The organism is Sphingomonas sp. 37zxx (assembly GCF_000786205.1).
Lineage (GTDB): Bacteria > Pseudomonadota > Alphaproteobacteria > Sphingomonadales > Sphingomonadaceae > Sphingomonas.
In genome coordinates this window covers 13,764-28,756 of record NZ_JROH01000047.1, presented here as the reverse complement: position 1 = coordinate 28,756, position 14,993 = coordinate 13,764, and the positions used below count along the sequence as shown (strand labels likewise).

Below are 14,993 nucleotides of genomic sequence, written 5' to 3'. Positions count from 1 at the left end.
CGCCGCTGGCGATCACCACGTCCTGCGTGCCCGACATCACCGCCTGCGCCGCGAATTGCAGTGCCTGCTGCGACGATCCGCATTGCCGGTCGATCGAAACGGCAGGAACGCTGGCGGGCAAGGTCGATGCCAGCACCGCGTTGCGGCCGATATGCCCCGCCTGCTCGCCGCCCTGCATCACACAGCCCATGATGACGTCGTCGATCGCCGCCGGGTCGATGCCGCTGCGCTGCGCGATCGCCGACAGCACCGCACCGCCCAGATCATTGGGATGCCAGCCCATCAGCCGCCCATTGCGACGGCCACCGGCGGTTCGCACCGCGTCGACGATATATGCGGTCGTCATCATCACTCTCCTGCCCTGCGCTTTTAACGCTTTGGGGCAGGATGATCGGTTGCGTATCGAAACGCAAGTGCCGGTTGCTACCCCGCCTTTCGGGCAGGGGGAGCCGCGATCATGCCCGCGCGTCGCCTACCCGGCCGACATCCTCATTGTGCCGAAGCGCCTTGAGGACGGTATCGACGATATGCACCGCGTTCAGCCGCGCCTCATCATATTGCTTGTCGGGCTTGTCCTGATCCTGGAAAATGTCGGGCAGCCGCATCGTGCGCAGCTTCAGCCCGCCGTCGATCAGCCCCTGGTCACTCGCCAGCGTCAGCACATGCGCGCCCAGGCCACCAACCGCATTTTCCTCGATCGTCACCGCTACTTCGTGCGTCGTCAGCAGCCGGCGAATCATCGCCTCGTCGAGCGGCTTGGCGAAGCGAAGATCGGCGACGGTGGTCGACAGCCCCTTGGCCTCCAGCGTTTCGGCGGCCTTCAGCGCTTCCTCAAGCCGGGTGCCGAGCGACAGGATCGCCACGGTCTTGCCCTCCCGCACGATCCGGCCCTTGCCGATTTCGAGCCGCTCGGGCGTCTCGGGCAACGCGACTCCGGTGCCGTTGCCGCGCGGATAGCGAAGCGCGATCGGGCCGCTGTCATGGCAGACGGCGGTATAGGTCATATGGACCAATTCGGCTTCGTCGGCTGGCGCCATGATCACGAAATTGGGCAAGGTCGCGAGGTAAGTGACATCGAACGAACCGGCATGGGTGCAGCCATCGGCCCCGACCAACCCGGCGCGGTCGATCGCGAAGCGCACCGGCAGGTTCTGGATCGCGACGTCATGCACCACCTGGTCATAGGCGCGCTGAAGGAAGGTCGAATAGATCGCGCAGAACGGGCGCATCCCCTGCGCCGCAAGGCCAGCGGCGAAGGTCACCGCATGTTGTTCGGCGATGCCGACGTCGAAGGCGCGGTTCGGATGCGCCTTGGCAAATTTATCGACCCCGGTGCCGCCGGGCATCGCCGCCGTGATCGCGCAGATGCGATCGTCGGTCTCGGCCAGCTTGGCGAGCGTCTCGCCGAAGACGTTCTGATAGCTTGGCGGTCCCGGCGGTGCCTTGGCCTGCGCGCCGGTGATGACGTCGAACTTCTGGACGCCGTGGTATTTGTCGGCCGATTCCTCGGCGGGGGCATAGCCCTTGCCCTTCTTGGTCACGACATGAACCAGGATCGGGCCTTCCTCGGCGTCGCGCACATTTTCGAGCACCGGGATCAGGTGATCGAGATTATGGCCATCGATCGGGCCGACATAATAAAAGCCGAGTTCCTCGAACAAGGTGCCGCCCATCGTCAGCCCGCGTGCGAATTCGTCGGTCTTGCGCGCGGCGGAATGGATCGGGCGCGGCAGGCGGCGCGCGAATTTCTTGAGCGTCTCGCGCAGCCCCAGGAACTCGCGACTCGACACGATCCGGCTGAGATAGGCCGAAAGCCCGCCCACCGGCGGCGCGATCGACATGTCGTTGTCGTTGAGGATCACGATCAGCCGGTTGCCCGCCTGCGCCGCATTATTCATCGCCTCATAGGCCATGCCTGCCGACATCGATCCGTCGCCGATGACGGCGATACCCTTGCCCGCTGTGTCGGCCAGCTTGTTGGCGACCGCAAAGCCGAGTGCCGCCGAAATCGAGGTCGAGCTGTGCGCCGCGCCGAACGGGTCATATTCGCTCTCGGCGCGCTTGGTGAAGCCGCTCAGGCCCCCGCCCATCCGCAAGGTGCGAATCCGATCGCGCCGCCCGGTCAGTATCTTGTGCGGATAGCATTGGTGGCCGACGTCCCACACCAGCCGATCGACCGGCGTGTTGAACACGTAATGAATCGCGACGGTCAGTTCGACGACGCCAAGTCCCGATCCCAGATGCCCGCCGGTCGTGCCGACCGCAGAAATCGTCTCGTGGCGCAGCTCGTCGGCGAGTTGGCGTAGATCAGCCGACTTAAGCTTGCGAAGGTCGGCCGGAACATGAACCGTGTCGAGCAGCGGAGTTGCAGATACGTCTACCATTGCCATTGCTTACCGCGTCCGCCCGGACGTGTCGAATGTTAGTGCCGTATTGCCGTCACTCGGCGCAATCGGCGCAGGTTCCGCGCACTTCGATTACCGGGCGGGTCGGCGAGAAGCCCGATTCGGTAGCGGCGGTCCGCACCGATCCGGTGATGCTATCGTCGTCGATATGCGTGGTCTGGCCGCAATTATCACACACCAGGAAGATGCAGTCATGCAGACAGCCGGGATGCGAATTGGCGACATAGGCGTTCGCGCTTTCCACCCGGCGCGCCAGATTGGCCTGCACGAACAGGTCGAGGATCCGATAGATGCTGTTGGCGGCGACCCGGCGGCCTTCGCGCTTCGACACCGCCTCGGCGATGTCATAGGCCGACGCCGGCTTTTCGAACTCGGCCAGCGTTTGGAAGATGCGTTCACGCATCGCGGTCCATTGCTCGCCGGCAGCCTCGAGCGTCTTGCGCGCGGCGGTGGTCAGATCGTCGCCTTGCGGCTCATGATGATGGTGCGGATGCATATGCCGGATGTAAGCGCGCCGGCAGCGCGCGGCAAGCAAGCGGTCAGATCACCGCGCGGCGATTAAGGTCGTGGCCGAGCGCCAGGATGCCGACGCCGATTACCGTCCAGACGATCTCGCCGGTGCCGTGCGGCAGCGTCAACGCGCCGCCCATGATGCCAAGGCCAAGCGCGCCGATCGCTGCCGGCATCATATAGCCATGCACGATGATGCCGCGCCCCAGCGCCAGCGCGCCAAGGCCGATCGCCAGCACCAGGCCGAACTGGTGGATCGATTCGTCGAGCAATACGCCGGCAACCGACGACAGCAACGCCAGCAGCACGGCGCTTGCAAGGCAATGGACGACGCATAGCGCCGACAGGCCGATCGCGAACCGATCGAGCACGCTGTCGCGGCGGAATGAAGAGGCTGAAGCACTGGCCATAACCGCCATCTAGGCCAGCAAGCGACAGGTTACAACATCACATCATCGATTTTCTGGTCAGCAATGATCGCTACGGGCTTTGGACGGCAGCGACATTGCCGGTGCCGTCCCCATATGCCCCGGTACGCCATCGACGCACGATGCGCGAAACGCTAAAGGCTCGCTCGTGTCGTACACCGCTCCCTCCTCCACGCTCGCTGCACCGCCGCTGCGCCACGCCGCGCATCCGGTCGCCATCGCCAACTGGCTTTGGACCGTGGCGCTGCTGATCGTACTGATGGTCGCGGTGGGCGGCATTACGCGGCTGACCGAATCGGGGCTGTCGATCACCGAATGGAAGCCGATTTCGGGCACCCTTCCCCCGCTGAACGATGCTGCATGGGCCAGCGAGTTCACCAAATATCAGGCCACCCCCGAATATCTCCAGATCAATCGCGGCATGAGCCTGGCCGAGTTCAAGTTCATCTATTTCTGGGAATATATCCACCGGCTGCTCGGTCGGGTGATCGGCCTTGCCTTTGCGCTGCCCTTGCTGTGGTTCGCGGTGCGGCGGCAAATCCCGCGGGGCTATGGCCCCCGGCTGGTGCTGTTGCTGATCGCCGGCGGCATGCAGGGCGTGATCGGGTGGTGGATGGTCACTTCGGGCCTGGCCGAGCGCACCGATGTCAGCCATTTCCGGCTGGCGGTGCATTTGAACATGGCGCTGACGATCCTCGCGGCGGTCGTCTGGACCGCGCTCGACATGCGGCGGCTGGCGCGCGAGCCGGGGGCACCTGCGGCGCGGCTGACCCGTGTCGCGGTGATTACCGGCGGCATATTGTTGTTCCAACTGGTGTTCGGCGCATTTGTCGCTGGCATGAACGCCGGGCTGGTGACCGATCAATGGCCGCTGATGAACGGACAGGTCGTGCCTGATGTGGATACCAGCGGCGGCGTGCTGTCGGCGCTGGTGAACGACCCCTGGGCAGTGCATTTCGTTCATCGCTGGTGGGCATTGGTGGCGGTGGCCGCGATGGTGGTGCTGGCGCGTGCCGCCCGGCGTGCGGGCAACCGCCCCGCTTCGATCGCGATCCATAGCGCGGTCGGCATCCAGGTGCTGCTTGGCATCGCCACGGTGGTGAGCGGCGTTAATTTCCATGCCGCCGTCACCCATCAAGTCGTCGGCGCGCTGCTGGTCGCATCCGCCGCATGGGGCGCCCACGCCGCCGGGCGGCGCACGGCATGAGCGACCTTGCCCTGCTCCACGTCACCTTCGGCACCGCCGAGGAGGCCGAGTCGGTCGCGCGCGCGGTGATCGAGGAGCGGCTGGCCGCCTGTGCCAATGTGATGCAGTCGTGTACGTCGATCTATCGCTGGAAAGGCGGCATCGAGACCGAGATCGAAGTGCCGGTATTGTTCAAGACCGGCATGGAACAGGCGCTGGCACTGCGCGACCGGATCACCCAGCTTCACAGCTATGATACCCCCGCGATCGAATTATGGCCCGCCGCCACCAGCGAGGCGGCGCTCGAATGGATCGAAGAATCGACCGGCGACTGACCGCTCGCGGGGCATAGGGTATCCCAATACCCGTCAGCAATCGCCCGGTTGTCTTGACTTCCAGCCACCTTCTGCGCATTAGCGCTGCCACGACGCCGCCTCCACCGGGGCGGCGGCTTGCGTTTATACTCACATAAGGTCCAAGCCCCATGAAGGCGCTCATGAAGACCACCAAGTCGGTGAAGCCGGCTGAGGTGGAAAAGAAGTGGCATATTGTCGATGCCGACGGCCTGGTGGTCGGTCGTGCAGCGACGATCATCGCCAACGTGCTTCGCGGCAAGCACAAGACCAGCTTCACCCCGCATGTCGATTGCGGTGACAATGTCATCGTCATCAACGCCGAGAAGGTTCGCTTCACCGGCGGCAAGGCGGCGAAGAAGGTCTATTACAAGCACACCGGCTATGCCGGCGGCATCAAGGAAGTCACCGCAGCCAAGGTGCTCGAAGGTCGTTTCCCCGAGCGCGTGCTCGAAAAGGCGATCGAGCGGATGATCCCGCGCGGTCCGCTTGGCCGCCAACAGATGCGCAACCTGCGCATCTTCAAAGGCACCGAGCATCCGCACGAGGCGCAGAACCCCGAAGTCCTCGACATCGGCAGCATGAACCGTAAGAACAAGGTGGGCGCATAATGTCCGATAACCGCCAGTCCCTGGCCGACCTCGGCGCAATCGCAGCGGGCCAGCCCGTCGGCGAGCAGCAGCCGCAGAATGGCGAAGCCACCACCACCGGCGACGAGCAGCAGCCAGCCGCTCCCGTCTATTCGAACACCCCGCTGCGTGAGCAAATCATCGACCAATATGGCCGCGCCTATGCGACCGGTCGCCGCAAGGACGCCGTCGCGCGCGTCTGGCTGAAGCCGGGTTCGGGCAAGATCGTCGTCAACGGGCGCGACCAGGAAGTGTATTTCGCACGTCCGACGCTCCGTCTGGTGATCAGCCAGGTATTCGAAGTCGCCGATCGCACCGATCAGTATGACGTGATGTGCACCGTCAAGGGCGGTGGCCTTTCGGGCCAGGCCGGCGCGGTCAAGCACGGCATCGCACAGGCACTGACCCGCTATGAGCCAGTGCTTCGCGCGCCGGTGAAGGCAGCAGGCTTCCTGACCCGCGACAGCCGCGCAGTCGAGCGCAAGAAGTACGGCAAGGCCAAGGCGCGCCGCAGCTTCCAGTTCTCGAAGCGTTAAGTTACTAGCGCGCCAAGTTACCGGCGCGTTAATCATATCTGAAAAGGCGGCTCGGCAACGGGCCGCCTTTTTTGCTATAGTCAAGCGTAACCTAAGTCCCTTGTACGCCGCATTATTGCGCGATAGCCTTAATCGTAAGACCAAAAGGTCGCGTCACAAGGGGTAGGGAAAATGAGGATTTCAAAGGGGAGCCGATTGCTCGGGCGATCGGCGTTACTTGCGACATCGGCAGTGGCAATGCTTGGCACCACAGCCACAGCGCAAGCACAACGGGCAGGTTACGGCCCGATGATCGCCGAGAATGCGCCGCATGATTCGATATCGACCTTGCCGATGCGTGCCGCCGCCATGCCGCAGGTCGAAGCCGAACCCCGCATCGTCATCAATACCCCGGGTTCGCCCAACACCCCGGCCAATATCGTCGACCCTGTCGACATCAACGGCATCGGCCAGATGTTCGTGGCGGCCCCCGGCGGCGGCGTCGGCACCTGCACTGGTTCGCTGATCAACCCGCGCACGGTTATTTTCGCGGCGCATTGCGTGAACACGGTCGCGCAGGAGGCCTATGGCTCGAACACCGGCGGCACGCCGATCGCATTCGGTTTCCGCAACGACAATCTAGCCGGCGTCCGCGAATATATCCTCGCCACGCTGAACGGCCAGGCGAACGCCAACCAGTTCCGGACGAACACCGCCAATTTCGTCTACAACGCCGAAGAGGTCCGGTATCACCCCGACTCGCTCGGGCTTGGCCCCAATCTGAACTTCATCGAAGCCGATGTCGCGATCGCCGCGCTCGACACGCCGACGCGCGACATTCCCACCTGGGCCTTGCTGCTGTCGGCGCTGCCGGCACCCGCCGCGATCAGCAACACCACCGGCACCGGCTATCATGTGACGATCACCGGCTATGGCAGCACCGGCACGGGCACGACGGGCGCAAACCAGGCGGGCAATTGGCGCCGGCGTGTCGCCGAAAATTACATCGGCATTCTCGGATCGTTCGACGATCGCGACTTGTTCCTGTTCGGCTCGCCATCGGGCCTGCCCCAGAATCTATACCAGCTTGATTTCGACGACCCGCGCCGGGGCACTGCCGATGCCTATCCGTTCGATTTCAACCTGTTCAAGGACGCCGCCCTTCCGCGCGAAGGCACCACCGGCCCAGGCGATTCGGGCGGCCCGCTGATCCTCGACCGCACTTATGCCGAACAAGTCGTCATCGGCGTATTGTCGGGCGGATCGCGCTTCTTTGGCGCACAGCCGTTCAGCGCTTACGGCACATCGTCCTTCTATCAGCCACTCTATCTGTTCTGGGACTGGATCGCCGAGAATAATCCCTATCGCTATGTCGGTGCACGGGCGGGCAACGGCAATTGGGAGGACGCGGCGCATTGGACCTCGCTGCAAGACCCAGCCTATCGCGTGCTCAACGCCGCGGGACAGTTGGTCACCGGCATCCCCGATATGCCGGGCGCAGGGGTGGCGGGTGCCGACCCGAACCAGTTCGGTCAGATCTGCTTCCAGCTTCCGGGTACCGACGAGTGTTTCGATCTCGCCACCAACCAGTTGCTGGTAAACGGACAGCCGGTGCCCACCAGCGCCGGGACTACTGCGTCCGCGACCAATGCCGCCGGTGCCGGTGGCCGCGCCGCCGGTCTCACCGCCGAAACGATCGCGCATAACGGCGCTGCCACCCTGTCCGACATCGTCACCGCCGATACGCCGCAAGCGCTGGCCGATGCAACGGCGGTGCTGCCTGCCCCCACCATCGCCAATGGCCTGCCCGGTGCGAGCAGTTTCGTGCCAAACAACGTGGCGGCAGCACCCCGCCAAGGCGTTTCGGCCCGCTATTACGACGTCACGCTGGCCAATACCGGCATCACGACCCTGAGCAGCGCGGCGACGATCGACAGGCTGACCGTGGCGGGCAGTGGCGCCCGGCTGAACATCGCTGCTGGCGGCAATCTGACCAGCCTGATCGACGTGACCCAGACCAACGGCATGATGCAGGTCGATGGTGTGTTGTCGACGCCTGGGGACTATCTGCTGATGCGCGGTGGCCTGACCGGCACTGGCCGGATCAACACGCCGTTCTTCACCAGCATGATGGGCATGATCGCCCCAGGCACTGCCGGCACCACCGGCACGCTCACCTTCGCCGGTAACATAACGCTGGCCTCGGCCAGCAGCTTGCTGATCGATCTTGGCCCCAATGGCTTGTCCGACCGCGTGGTCGTGACCGGCACCGCCGAATCGCTGGGCGTTGCCGATGTCGGCGGCCGGGTGGGCTTTGCGCCGACTGCCGGCACCCGGCTGCGCGATGGCGACAGCTACACGATCCTGACCGCAGCCGGCGGTGTCGTCGGCACCTTTGCCACGCCCGGTGCCATCAGCGCGATCCTGACGCCGACGCTCAGCTACAGCGCCAATGCGGTCAATATGCGGATTGTCGCCGGGCGCTATGCCGATGTTGTCGATCGCAACTCGGCGATCCAGACCAGCTATGCCCGGTTGCTCGATCAAAACCGTTCGAACACCGCGGCATTGGCGGGGCTGTATGGCGAATTCGATCTGCAGGATCAGGGCACCATTCGCGCCCAGCTCGAAAATCTGGCACCGCGCACCGCGCCGCTGCAAAGCCAGTTGGGCACCGTGGCCACCGATGCGGTCTCGCGCTTCTTTCGCGATCGGGTCAACAACATTGCCGATGGCGGCCAGGGCGGCACGCTGGCTGTGTATGGCAAGCCGATGCAGCTCGCATCGGTCGCGGCCGTGGGCATGAACATGGCGGGGCCGATCGACAGCGACGTCGGCAGCGGTGCGGTGGTGCAGCAGGGCGCGTTGCCCGACAATCTGGCCGTGTATCTGGCGGGCGGCTATATCGACGGCAATGGCGTCGGCCTGCCCAGCGTTCAGCGCTTTGGCCGCAACCAGTTTGACGGCTTCTTCATCGCTGCCGGTGTCGAACACCTGATGGACGAGGCAAGCACGATCGGTTTCGCCTTCACCTATTCGGACCTGAACGGCAGCACCGTGGCTGCCGGTGATTCATCGGGCAGCCAGTTGATCCAGGGCACGTTGTACAGCAGCAGCCGCTATGGTGCGCTGCTGGTCGATACCCAGACCAGCGCGGGCGTGCTGAAGATCGACAGCAGCCGCCAGGCGGCGATCGGTGCCAACAACTTCACGCTGACGTCGGACGAGCGGGCATTCACCTTCTCGAACGAGACCGGCGTTGCCCTGGTGGCGGAAACCACGGGGGCGACCGTCAAGCCCCGCGCCTCGCTCCGCTACAGCCATATCGGCTTCACCAATGTTGCCGAACAAGGCGGTGGCCCGGCCATGCGCTATAATCTGGGCAATTTCGACAGCCTCCAGGGGCGCGCAGGGGCCAGCGCCAATGCGACATTGGGATCGGTCCAGCCCTTCGTCTCGGCCAATTACGTGCATGAGTTCCGCGATGCACCCGGAGCATTCGGCGCGAACTTCGTCAACGGGATCGGCAATGCGGCGGTCTTCTCGCTGCCGACCACCGATCGCGACTGGGCAGAGATCAGCGGCGGCTTCACCTTTGGCAGCGAGCGCGTGAGCGCGACGATCGCCGCCGAACGCACGATCGAGCGCGACGACATCCGCAACGCCACCTTGCGTGGCTCGGTGGCGATCCGCTTCTGATCGTGTCGCTGTGAAACAGGGCGGTCCGGCAACGGGTCGCCCCATTGGTGCTCGATGTCATCCATTGCCCGGGCCACACGCCGGGGCATATCGTGTTCCACCACGCGGCATCAAAGCTGGCCATTGTGGGCGATGTGCTGTTCCAGGGATCGATCGGTCGCACCGATTTTCCGCGCGGCAACCATCAGGATCTGATCGATTCGATCACGCAGAAGCTTTGGCCGCTGGGTAACGACACGGTGTTCGTGCCCGGCCACGGGCCAACGAGCAATTTCGGCTTCGAACGCCAACGCAACGGCTTTGTTGCTGATCACGTGCTGGCATAAAGCTGTCCCCCTCCCGTTAAGGAGGGGGTGGTTTGGGTTAAGCCACCGGCAGCACGCTTGCGACATAAATGGCATAGCCTGACAGGCCCAGCGTGATCAGCATTGATGTGATGGTGCCGATCGTCCGGCCCAGCTTGAATGTGCCGCCGTCCATGCCCAGCCCGTGCGCCAGCCGCCCTGCCATATAGACAATGCCAACAGCCCAAAGCCAGATGCCACCAAAACCGGAGATTTCCAGTCCGGCGATCAGGGCCAGAATGAACGGCGTGAATTCAACAAAATTGGCCTGCGCGCGCATCCGGCGGATGACATATTCATTGCCGCCATCGCCAACGCTTACCTTCTGGCTGGTGCGTACCTGACCGATGCGGACGGCCAGCCACAGGTTGATAAGTCCGGCCGCTGCGGCCATGGTCAGGGTTATTGGTAAGGCCATGATTGTTTCCCTCAAGAGTGCCACCCGGATGGGCTGCGGTATTCGTCCGGGGATTAGCGCGACAATGCTTGCAACGCACGATATTTTCGGTATAACCCCGCCTTCGCACGCGAATGGGCTTTGTTGCTCCACCGGCAGGCAGCGCCAAACGCTATTTGCGCGGCGATATACGATCAAGCGAGCCGGCATCGCGGCATAGCCGGTTGACGATGGCTGGCGGTTGTTCGAACACCCCTCGGCCCGGTCGTTCGATCGGATCGCGATCGGAACGACTGTTATGACTACCCGTGAAACCACTTCCTATTTGCCGCGCACCGATGGGATGTGGCCCGATGACGTAAAGCGCCGCTTCGTCGATCGCCCCTTCGTCATCGCGTTCTTCGCGGTGCAGTGGCCGTGGCTGGCGCGCAGCCTGTCGGGCGGATCGCGCGCGGTGAAGCAGGCGTTGCTCGAACGGCTCGAGCTCGCCCCCGACGCGCTGCCCAACCTTGGCAGTTGGAAGGCCGATACCGGTTTCTTGAGCCTGATCGTCGATCATATCGAACGCAATCGCCCCGCGACCGTGCTCGAACTCGGCGCGGGGGCCACCAGCCTGGTGGTGGCCAAGGCGCTACAGCAAAATGGCGGCGGGCATTTGATCAGTTGCGATCAGCATGGCGACTTCATCGCCGCGACTCGCGAATGGCTGCAGGAACATGGCGTCGATGCCGATATGCGCGCGACCCCGCTTCGGCAGGCACCGGGCGACTGGCCGGGCATCTGGTACGACCACGGCCCCCTGCCCGATCAGATCGACATGCTGGTGATCGACGGCCCGCCCTGGACGATCCATCCCTATGTGCGCGGCGCGGCGGAGACGTTGTTCGACCGGCTGCCGGTGGGGGGCACGATCCTGCTCGACGACGCCGCCCGCCCCGGTGAACGCATCGTCGCCGCGCGCTGGCGCGAGCGCTGGCCGAACTTCCGGTTCGACCTGGTGAACAAGGGGACCAAGGGCACGTTGATCGGGGTTCGGCTGCGCTGACCCGCCCGCCCCCACGAGGTAGAGGGCTTTGGCGATCATAGGCGCTGGTCGGGCGCGTCCATCACGCGGGCGATCGTTTCAAAGGCGCGGCCCTGCACCCGGATTTCGTTGAACGACGGCCGCGTCTCGCGCACCCGTTCGGAAAGCGTGCCTGCCCCGATCAGCCGCACTTCGCGTCCGGCATGGCGGTGATCAATGTCGAACGGATCATGGACATGCCCGGTCAGCACCGCATGTGCCCCCGCCTCGACCAAGGCCGCCAGCGCACGTTGGCCGCCGCGCGTCTTTGCCCGGGTGCGGGTGCCGGCCTCGATCAGCGGGTGATGCGCCGTCACGAACACCAGGCCGTCACCGGGCGCTTCGGCGATCTGCCGCACCACCCGGCCAAGCCGCCGCCGGCTGACAAACCCCTTTGACCAATCGAGTCGCAACTGGAACCGCGCCGTCGTCCGCAGCGGCACGATCGTGATCCCGGCGATGTCGAGCGGGCGTTCGAGCATCCGCTGAAGCGCGCGATAGCGGCGATAGGGCAGCAGCATCCGCTGCACCGGATTAAAGACCGGCAGATCGTGATTGCCGACTTCGATCGTCACCGGCCGTTCGAGGCTTTCGAGCCAGGCGGCGGCGGCCTCGAACTCATGCGCGCGCGCGCTTTGGGTAAGATCGCCGGTCATCAGGATTGCGTCGGGCCGCTCATGGCGGACGATGCCAGCGAACCAATCGAGCGCTGCGCGATCTTCGGCCCCGAAATGCAGATCGCTGACGTGGAACAATCGGATCGTCATGCCATGCCCTCCTGCGCGCGGGTTTCGATAAACCGCTTTTCGCTCATGCCGCGGGTGATGTGCGTGCCCGGCTCGAGTCGATGCGGCTCGCCATCGAACAACGCCAGCACCGGACGATTGCCCTCGATCCGCAAATGCGCCGACAGCGTATGCGTCACCGCGCGGGCATCGACCCAGTCGCCGCCGATCCACCCCCAGCCCAACGCCGCGATCGTTCGCCAGTCGCGCGCGTCGATCCCGGCCACGTCCAGCCCGCCCGGATCAGGGCTGACAAATACCGCCTGATAACGCCGCCGCAGCTTCACCGATCCGCTGACGCGAACGCCCTTGCCAAAGGTGCGCCCCCAGGCATGGCGTATCGCACGAAACAGCGCGAACACCCGCCGCTTGCGTACTGCCTCGCGCGCGCGAAACCATTGCGCGGCGGGGCCGATAATCAGCCCGACAAACGCGCGATGCTCCGCCGCCATGATATAGGGAAGCTCGACCTGCCGGTCGCTTTGACGCGCCGCAGCAATAATCGCCGCCGGATCGAGCGTGTCGTGCAGCCGCTTGGCCAGCAGATTCATCGTGCCGCCAGGCAGGATCAGGAACGCTCCCTCCCACGCCGCCAGCGCGCACAGCGCTGCATTGATCGTGCCGTCGCCCGCGAACAGCACCACGGTATCGACGCCTGCCGAATCGAGTTGCGCGCCGGTCGGCAGCGATTCGTCGGGGAAATCGGTGCGCCCGGCGAGGATCAAACCATCAGCGTCGAACGCCGTTTCGATCGCGTCGCACTTTTCTTTGGTCGCCGATCCCGAGTTCGGGTTGGTGATGAACCACAAGTTCCGCATCATTCCCCCTTATTCCTCAACGCCCAACGTGGCGCGGCTGCGAAAGATGCAGCCTTTGCCCGGCCGCACATGCAATTTCTGCAACCGTGCCCGCAATTTTTGCGTTTGCTGCACTTGCTGCGCTGCAACAAATTCCGAGCCACGGGACATCACCCGGAAGCAGATTTTTTTCCGCCCCAGGGAGATTACACATGAGCATCAAGTTCGCAGCCGCAATTGCAGCCACCCTGATCGCCGCACCGGCGCTGGCCGACGACGTTCGCCAGGACCAGTTCACGCGCGACGGCCAGACCTACGCCTACACGATCGAGCAGAAGGACGAAGCGACCGTCCTGACCGGTCGCACCATGCCACAGGGCGACAATTTCCGCTTCGTCGTTCGCGGTCGCAGCGTGCGCGGCAATGTCGAGGGCCGTCCGGTCAATTTCCGCATCGCCAAGCCATTGGTCGCAGCGCCGGTACAGACCGCCGCTCGCTGAGCCTTTACCTCTACCGCTCCCTTCGTGATCGGAGGGAGCGGATCAGCCGCGCCATTCCTGACGCAGCAATCCGTATAACGTCGTGTCGCGAACGCCGATGTGCGTTTCCCATTCGGCACGCAACCGGCCTTCGAGCTGGAACCCCAGCCGCTCCAGCAGCGCCCGCGACGCCGCATTGTCGGGGTCGGTATCGGCATAGACCCGCCGCTGCCCCTCGGCGAACAACCGCGTGATCACCGCGCCCAGCGCTTCGCGCGCAATCCCGGTGCCCCAATGGCGGCGCGCCAGCATATAGCCGATTTCGGTCACCCCGCCCTGCCGCTTCTCCGCCGCGCCGACAAAGCCGATCGCGGTGTCGTCGCGCTTTTGCGTGATGATCCAGCAGCGCCAGCCATTGTCGCTTCGCGCGAACGCCTCGCGCGTCTGTTCAACGCTGGTGTGCGGCCCGTGCGACCACCAATGCATCAGTTCGGCATCGGCATAGCTTGGATGCAGCGCCTCGGCATCGTCGGGGGTGCGCGGGCGAAGCCGCAGCCGCTGGGTTTTGAGCACCGGCGTATCGCGCGCCGGGACGACGTTCACGCCGCCAGCGCGTCGACCAGCGCACGCACCTTTTTTTGACGCCATTGCGGCAACGGCGCGACCAGCCAATAGCCCGACGGATAGGATTTGGGCTCGCCGATCATCACCACCCGCCCCGCCGCCAGATCGCTGCGGACCAGCAATTCGGGCACCGTCGCGCGGCCAAGCCCCGCCGCCGCCGCATCGATCGCCAGACCGGCATCGGCCACCCGCAGCAGCGACAACGCTTCCTCCGAAATACAACCAGGCCACGAAATCCGCGTGTCGGCACCGCCGCCGGGGCGCTCGATCGTGACCATGCCGTCGCTCGACAGCGCCTCGCCCTCATGCTCACCCGGCCCCTCGCCCCAGCGGATCGCCAGATCGAGATTGGCTTGAGCGAAATCGGCTCCCTCGTCGCCCGCCACCAGTACGAAGCGCAGATCGGGTTCGCGCGCGGCGATTTCGGCGAGGCGCGGCATCAGCCATTTGTTGGTCAGGTCGCGCGGGGCGGCGATCGTCAACGATTTCGACGACTGCCCCTGCTGCATCGCGCGCACCGCTTCCTCGAATTGCAGGAAACCTTCCCGCAGCGCCACCAGCCCGCCCGCGCCCTCAGGCGTGAGTTCCAGCCCCTTGGTGGTGCGACGGAACAGCACCACGCCCAACGTATCCTCCAGCGCGCGGATTTGTTGCCCGACAGCGGCAGGGGTGACCGCCAGTTCATCGGCAGCGCGGGTGAAGCTGAGGTGGCGTGCAGCAGCGTCCAGCACGCGCAAGCCGTTAAGCGGAAGATGCGTGCGCTTCATGAATTGCCCCCC

General features: G+C 64.6%; 15 protein-coding genes and 2 pseudogenes. 8 read left to right on the top strand and 9 right to left on the bottom strand.

Annotated elements, in window-relative coordinates; genetic code table 11:
- The 4 genes and pseudogenes from QU44_RS14305 to QU44_RS14290 all read right to left on the bottom strand — a co-directional run.
- Positions 1-346, bottom strand: a pseudogene (locus QU44_RS14305) (acetyl-CoA C-acetyltransferase); the annotation flags it as partial.
- Positions 347-455: 109 nt separating this feature from the next.
- Positions 456-2,384 carry a 1-deoxy-D-xylulose-5-phosphate synthase gene (gene dxs, locus QU44_RS14300; protein ID WP_033923049.1) on the bottom strand — a complete coding sequence of 643 codons (1,929 nt, stop codon included), beginning with the start codon at positions 2,382-2,384 and terminating at the stop codon, positions 456-458.
- Positions 2,385-2,439: 55 nt separating this feature from the next.
- Complete coding sequence (locus tag QU44_RS14295; RefSeq protein WP_033923039.1) at positions 2,440-2,901, bottom strand: Fur family transcriptional regulator; 462 nt, start codon at positions 2,899-2,901, stop codon at positions 2,440-2,442.
- A 43-nt stretch (positions 2,902-2,944) separates the two neighbouring features.
- Complete coding sequence (locus QU44_RS14290; RefSeq protein ID WP_052134881.1) at positions 2,945-3,334, bottom strand: MerC domain-containing protein; 390 nt, start codon at positions 3,332-3,334, stop codon at positions 2,945-2,947.
- Between the two features lie 157 nt (positions 3,335-3,491).
- On the opposite strand from QU44_RS14290, the gene QU44_RS14285 reads away from it, so the two are divergent.
- The 6 genes and pseudogenes from QU44_RS14285 to QU44_RS14260 all read left to right on the top strand — a co-directional run.
- Positions 3,492-4,550: a COX15/CtaA family protein gene (locus QU44_RS14285; RefSeq protein WP_033923037.1), complete on the top strand. Its 1,059-nt coding sequence runs from the start codon at positions 3,492-3,494 to the stop codon at positions 4,548-4,550.
- Positions 4,547-4,864: a divalent-cation tolerance protein CutA gene (cutA, locus tag QU44_RS14280; RefSeq protein WP_033923048.1), complete on the top strand. Its 318-nt coding sequence runs from the start codon at positions 4,547-4,549 to the stop codon at positions 4,862-4,864. Before QU44_RS14285 ends, cutA begins: the two co-directional genes overlap by 4 nt.
- Before the next feature lie 149 nt (positions 4,865-5,013).
- Positions 5,014-5,493 (top strand): 50S ribosomal protein L13, encoded by a 480-nt coding sequence (gene rplM / locus QU44_RS14275; protein WP_037526769.1) that lies wholly within the window; start codon positions 5,014-5,016, stop codon positions 5,491-5,493.
- The gene (gene rpsI, locus QU44_RS17215) at positions 5,493-6,047 is read left to right on the top strand and encodes a 30S ribosomal protein S9 (protein WP_037526765.1); all 555 of its coding nucleotides are present in this window, start codon (positions 5,493-5,495) and stop codon (positions 6,045-6,047) included. The genes rplM and rpsI overlap by 1 nt, the downstream gene beginning before the upstream one ends.
- A 237-nt stretch (positions 6,048-6,284) precedes the next feature.
- The gene (locus QU44_RS14265; protein WP_231621753.1) at positions 6,285-9,725 is read left to right on the top strand and encodes an autotransporter outer membrane beta-barrel domain-containing protein; all 3,441 of its coding nucleotides are present in this window, start codon (positions 6,285-6,287) and stop codon (positions 9,723-9,725) included.
- A 35-nt stretch (positions 9,726-9,760) separates the two neighbouring features.
- A pseudogene (locus tag QU44_RS14260) lies at positions 9,761-10,051 on the top strand (MBL fold metallo-hydrolase); the annotation flags it as partial.
- 37 nt (positions 10,052-10,088) lie between these two features.
- On the opposite strand, the gene QU44_RS14255 reads toward QU44_RS14260, so the two are convergent.
- Positions 10,089-10,487: an MAPEG family protein gene (locus tag QU44_RS14255; RefSeq protein ID WP_033923034.1), complete on the bottom strand. Its 399-nt coding sequence runs from the start codon at positions 10,485-10,487 to the stop codon at positions 10,089-10,091.
- Between the two features lie 277 nt (positions 10,488-10,764).
- Between QU44_RS14255 and QU44_RS14250 the strand changes: the two genes are divergently transcribed.
- Positions 10,765-11,511: a class I SAM-dependent methyltransferase gene (locus tag QU44_RS14250; RefSeq protein ID WP_033923045.1), complete on the top strand. Its 747-nt coding sequence runs from the start codon at positions 10,765-10,767 to the stop codon at positions 11,509-11,511.
- 35 nt (positions 11,512-11,546) lie between these two features.
- Here the strand turns inward: QU44_RS14250 and QU44_RS14245 are convergent, their stop codons facing one another.
- A complete protein-coding gene (locus tag QU44_RS14245) occupies positions 11,547-12,296 on the bottom strand; it encodes a metallophosphoesterase family protein (RefSeq protein WP_033923033.1) in 750 nt (249 codons plus the stop codon).
- A complete protein-coding gene (locus tag QU44_RS14240) occupies positions 12,293-13,132 on the bottom strand; it encodes a diacylglycerol/lipid kinase family protein (protein WP_033923044.1) in 840 nt (279 codons plus the stop codon). Before QU44_RS14240 ends, QU44_RS14245 begins: the two co-directional genes overlap by 4 nt.
- A gap of 191 nt (positions 13,133-13,323) precedes the next feature.
- On the opposite strand from QU44_RS14240, the gene QU44_RS14235 reads away from it, so the two are divergent.
- Positions 13,324-13,611, top strand: a complete 288-nt coding sequence (locus tag QU44_RS14235) for a hypothetical protein (protein ID WP_052134874.1) — start codon at positions 13,324-13,326, stop codon at positions 13,609-13,611.
- Between the two features lie 42 nt (positions 13,612-13,653).
- Here the strand turns inward: QU44_RS14235 and QU44_RS14230 are convergent, their stop codons facing one another.
- Together QU44_RS14230 and QU44_RS14225 are read right to left on the bottom strand one after the other, a co-directional pair.
- A complete protein-coding gene (locus QU44_RS14230; protein ID WP_033923032.1) occupies positions 13,654-14,193 on the bottom strand; it encodes a GNAT family N-acetyltransferase in 540 nt (179 codons plus the stop codon).
- Entirely contained in the window at positions 14,190-14,981 is a 792-nt protein-coding gene (locus QU44_RS14225) for a LysR family transcriptional regulator (RefSeq protein WP_033923031.1), read from the bottom strand. The genes QU44_RS14230 and QU44_RS14225 overlap by 4 nt, the downstream gene beginning before the upstream one ends.
- Between the last annotated feature and the right edge of the window lie 12 nt (positions 14,982-14,993).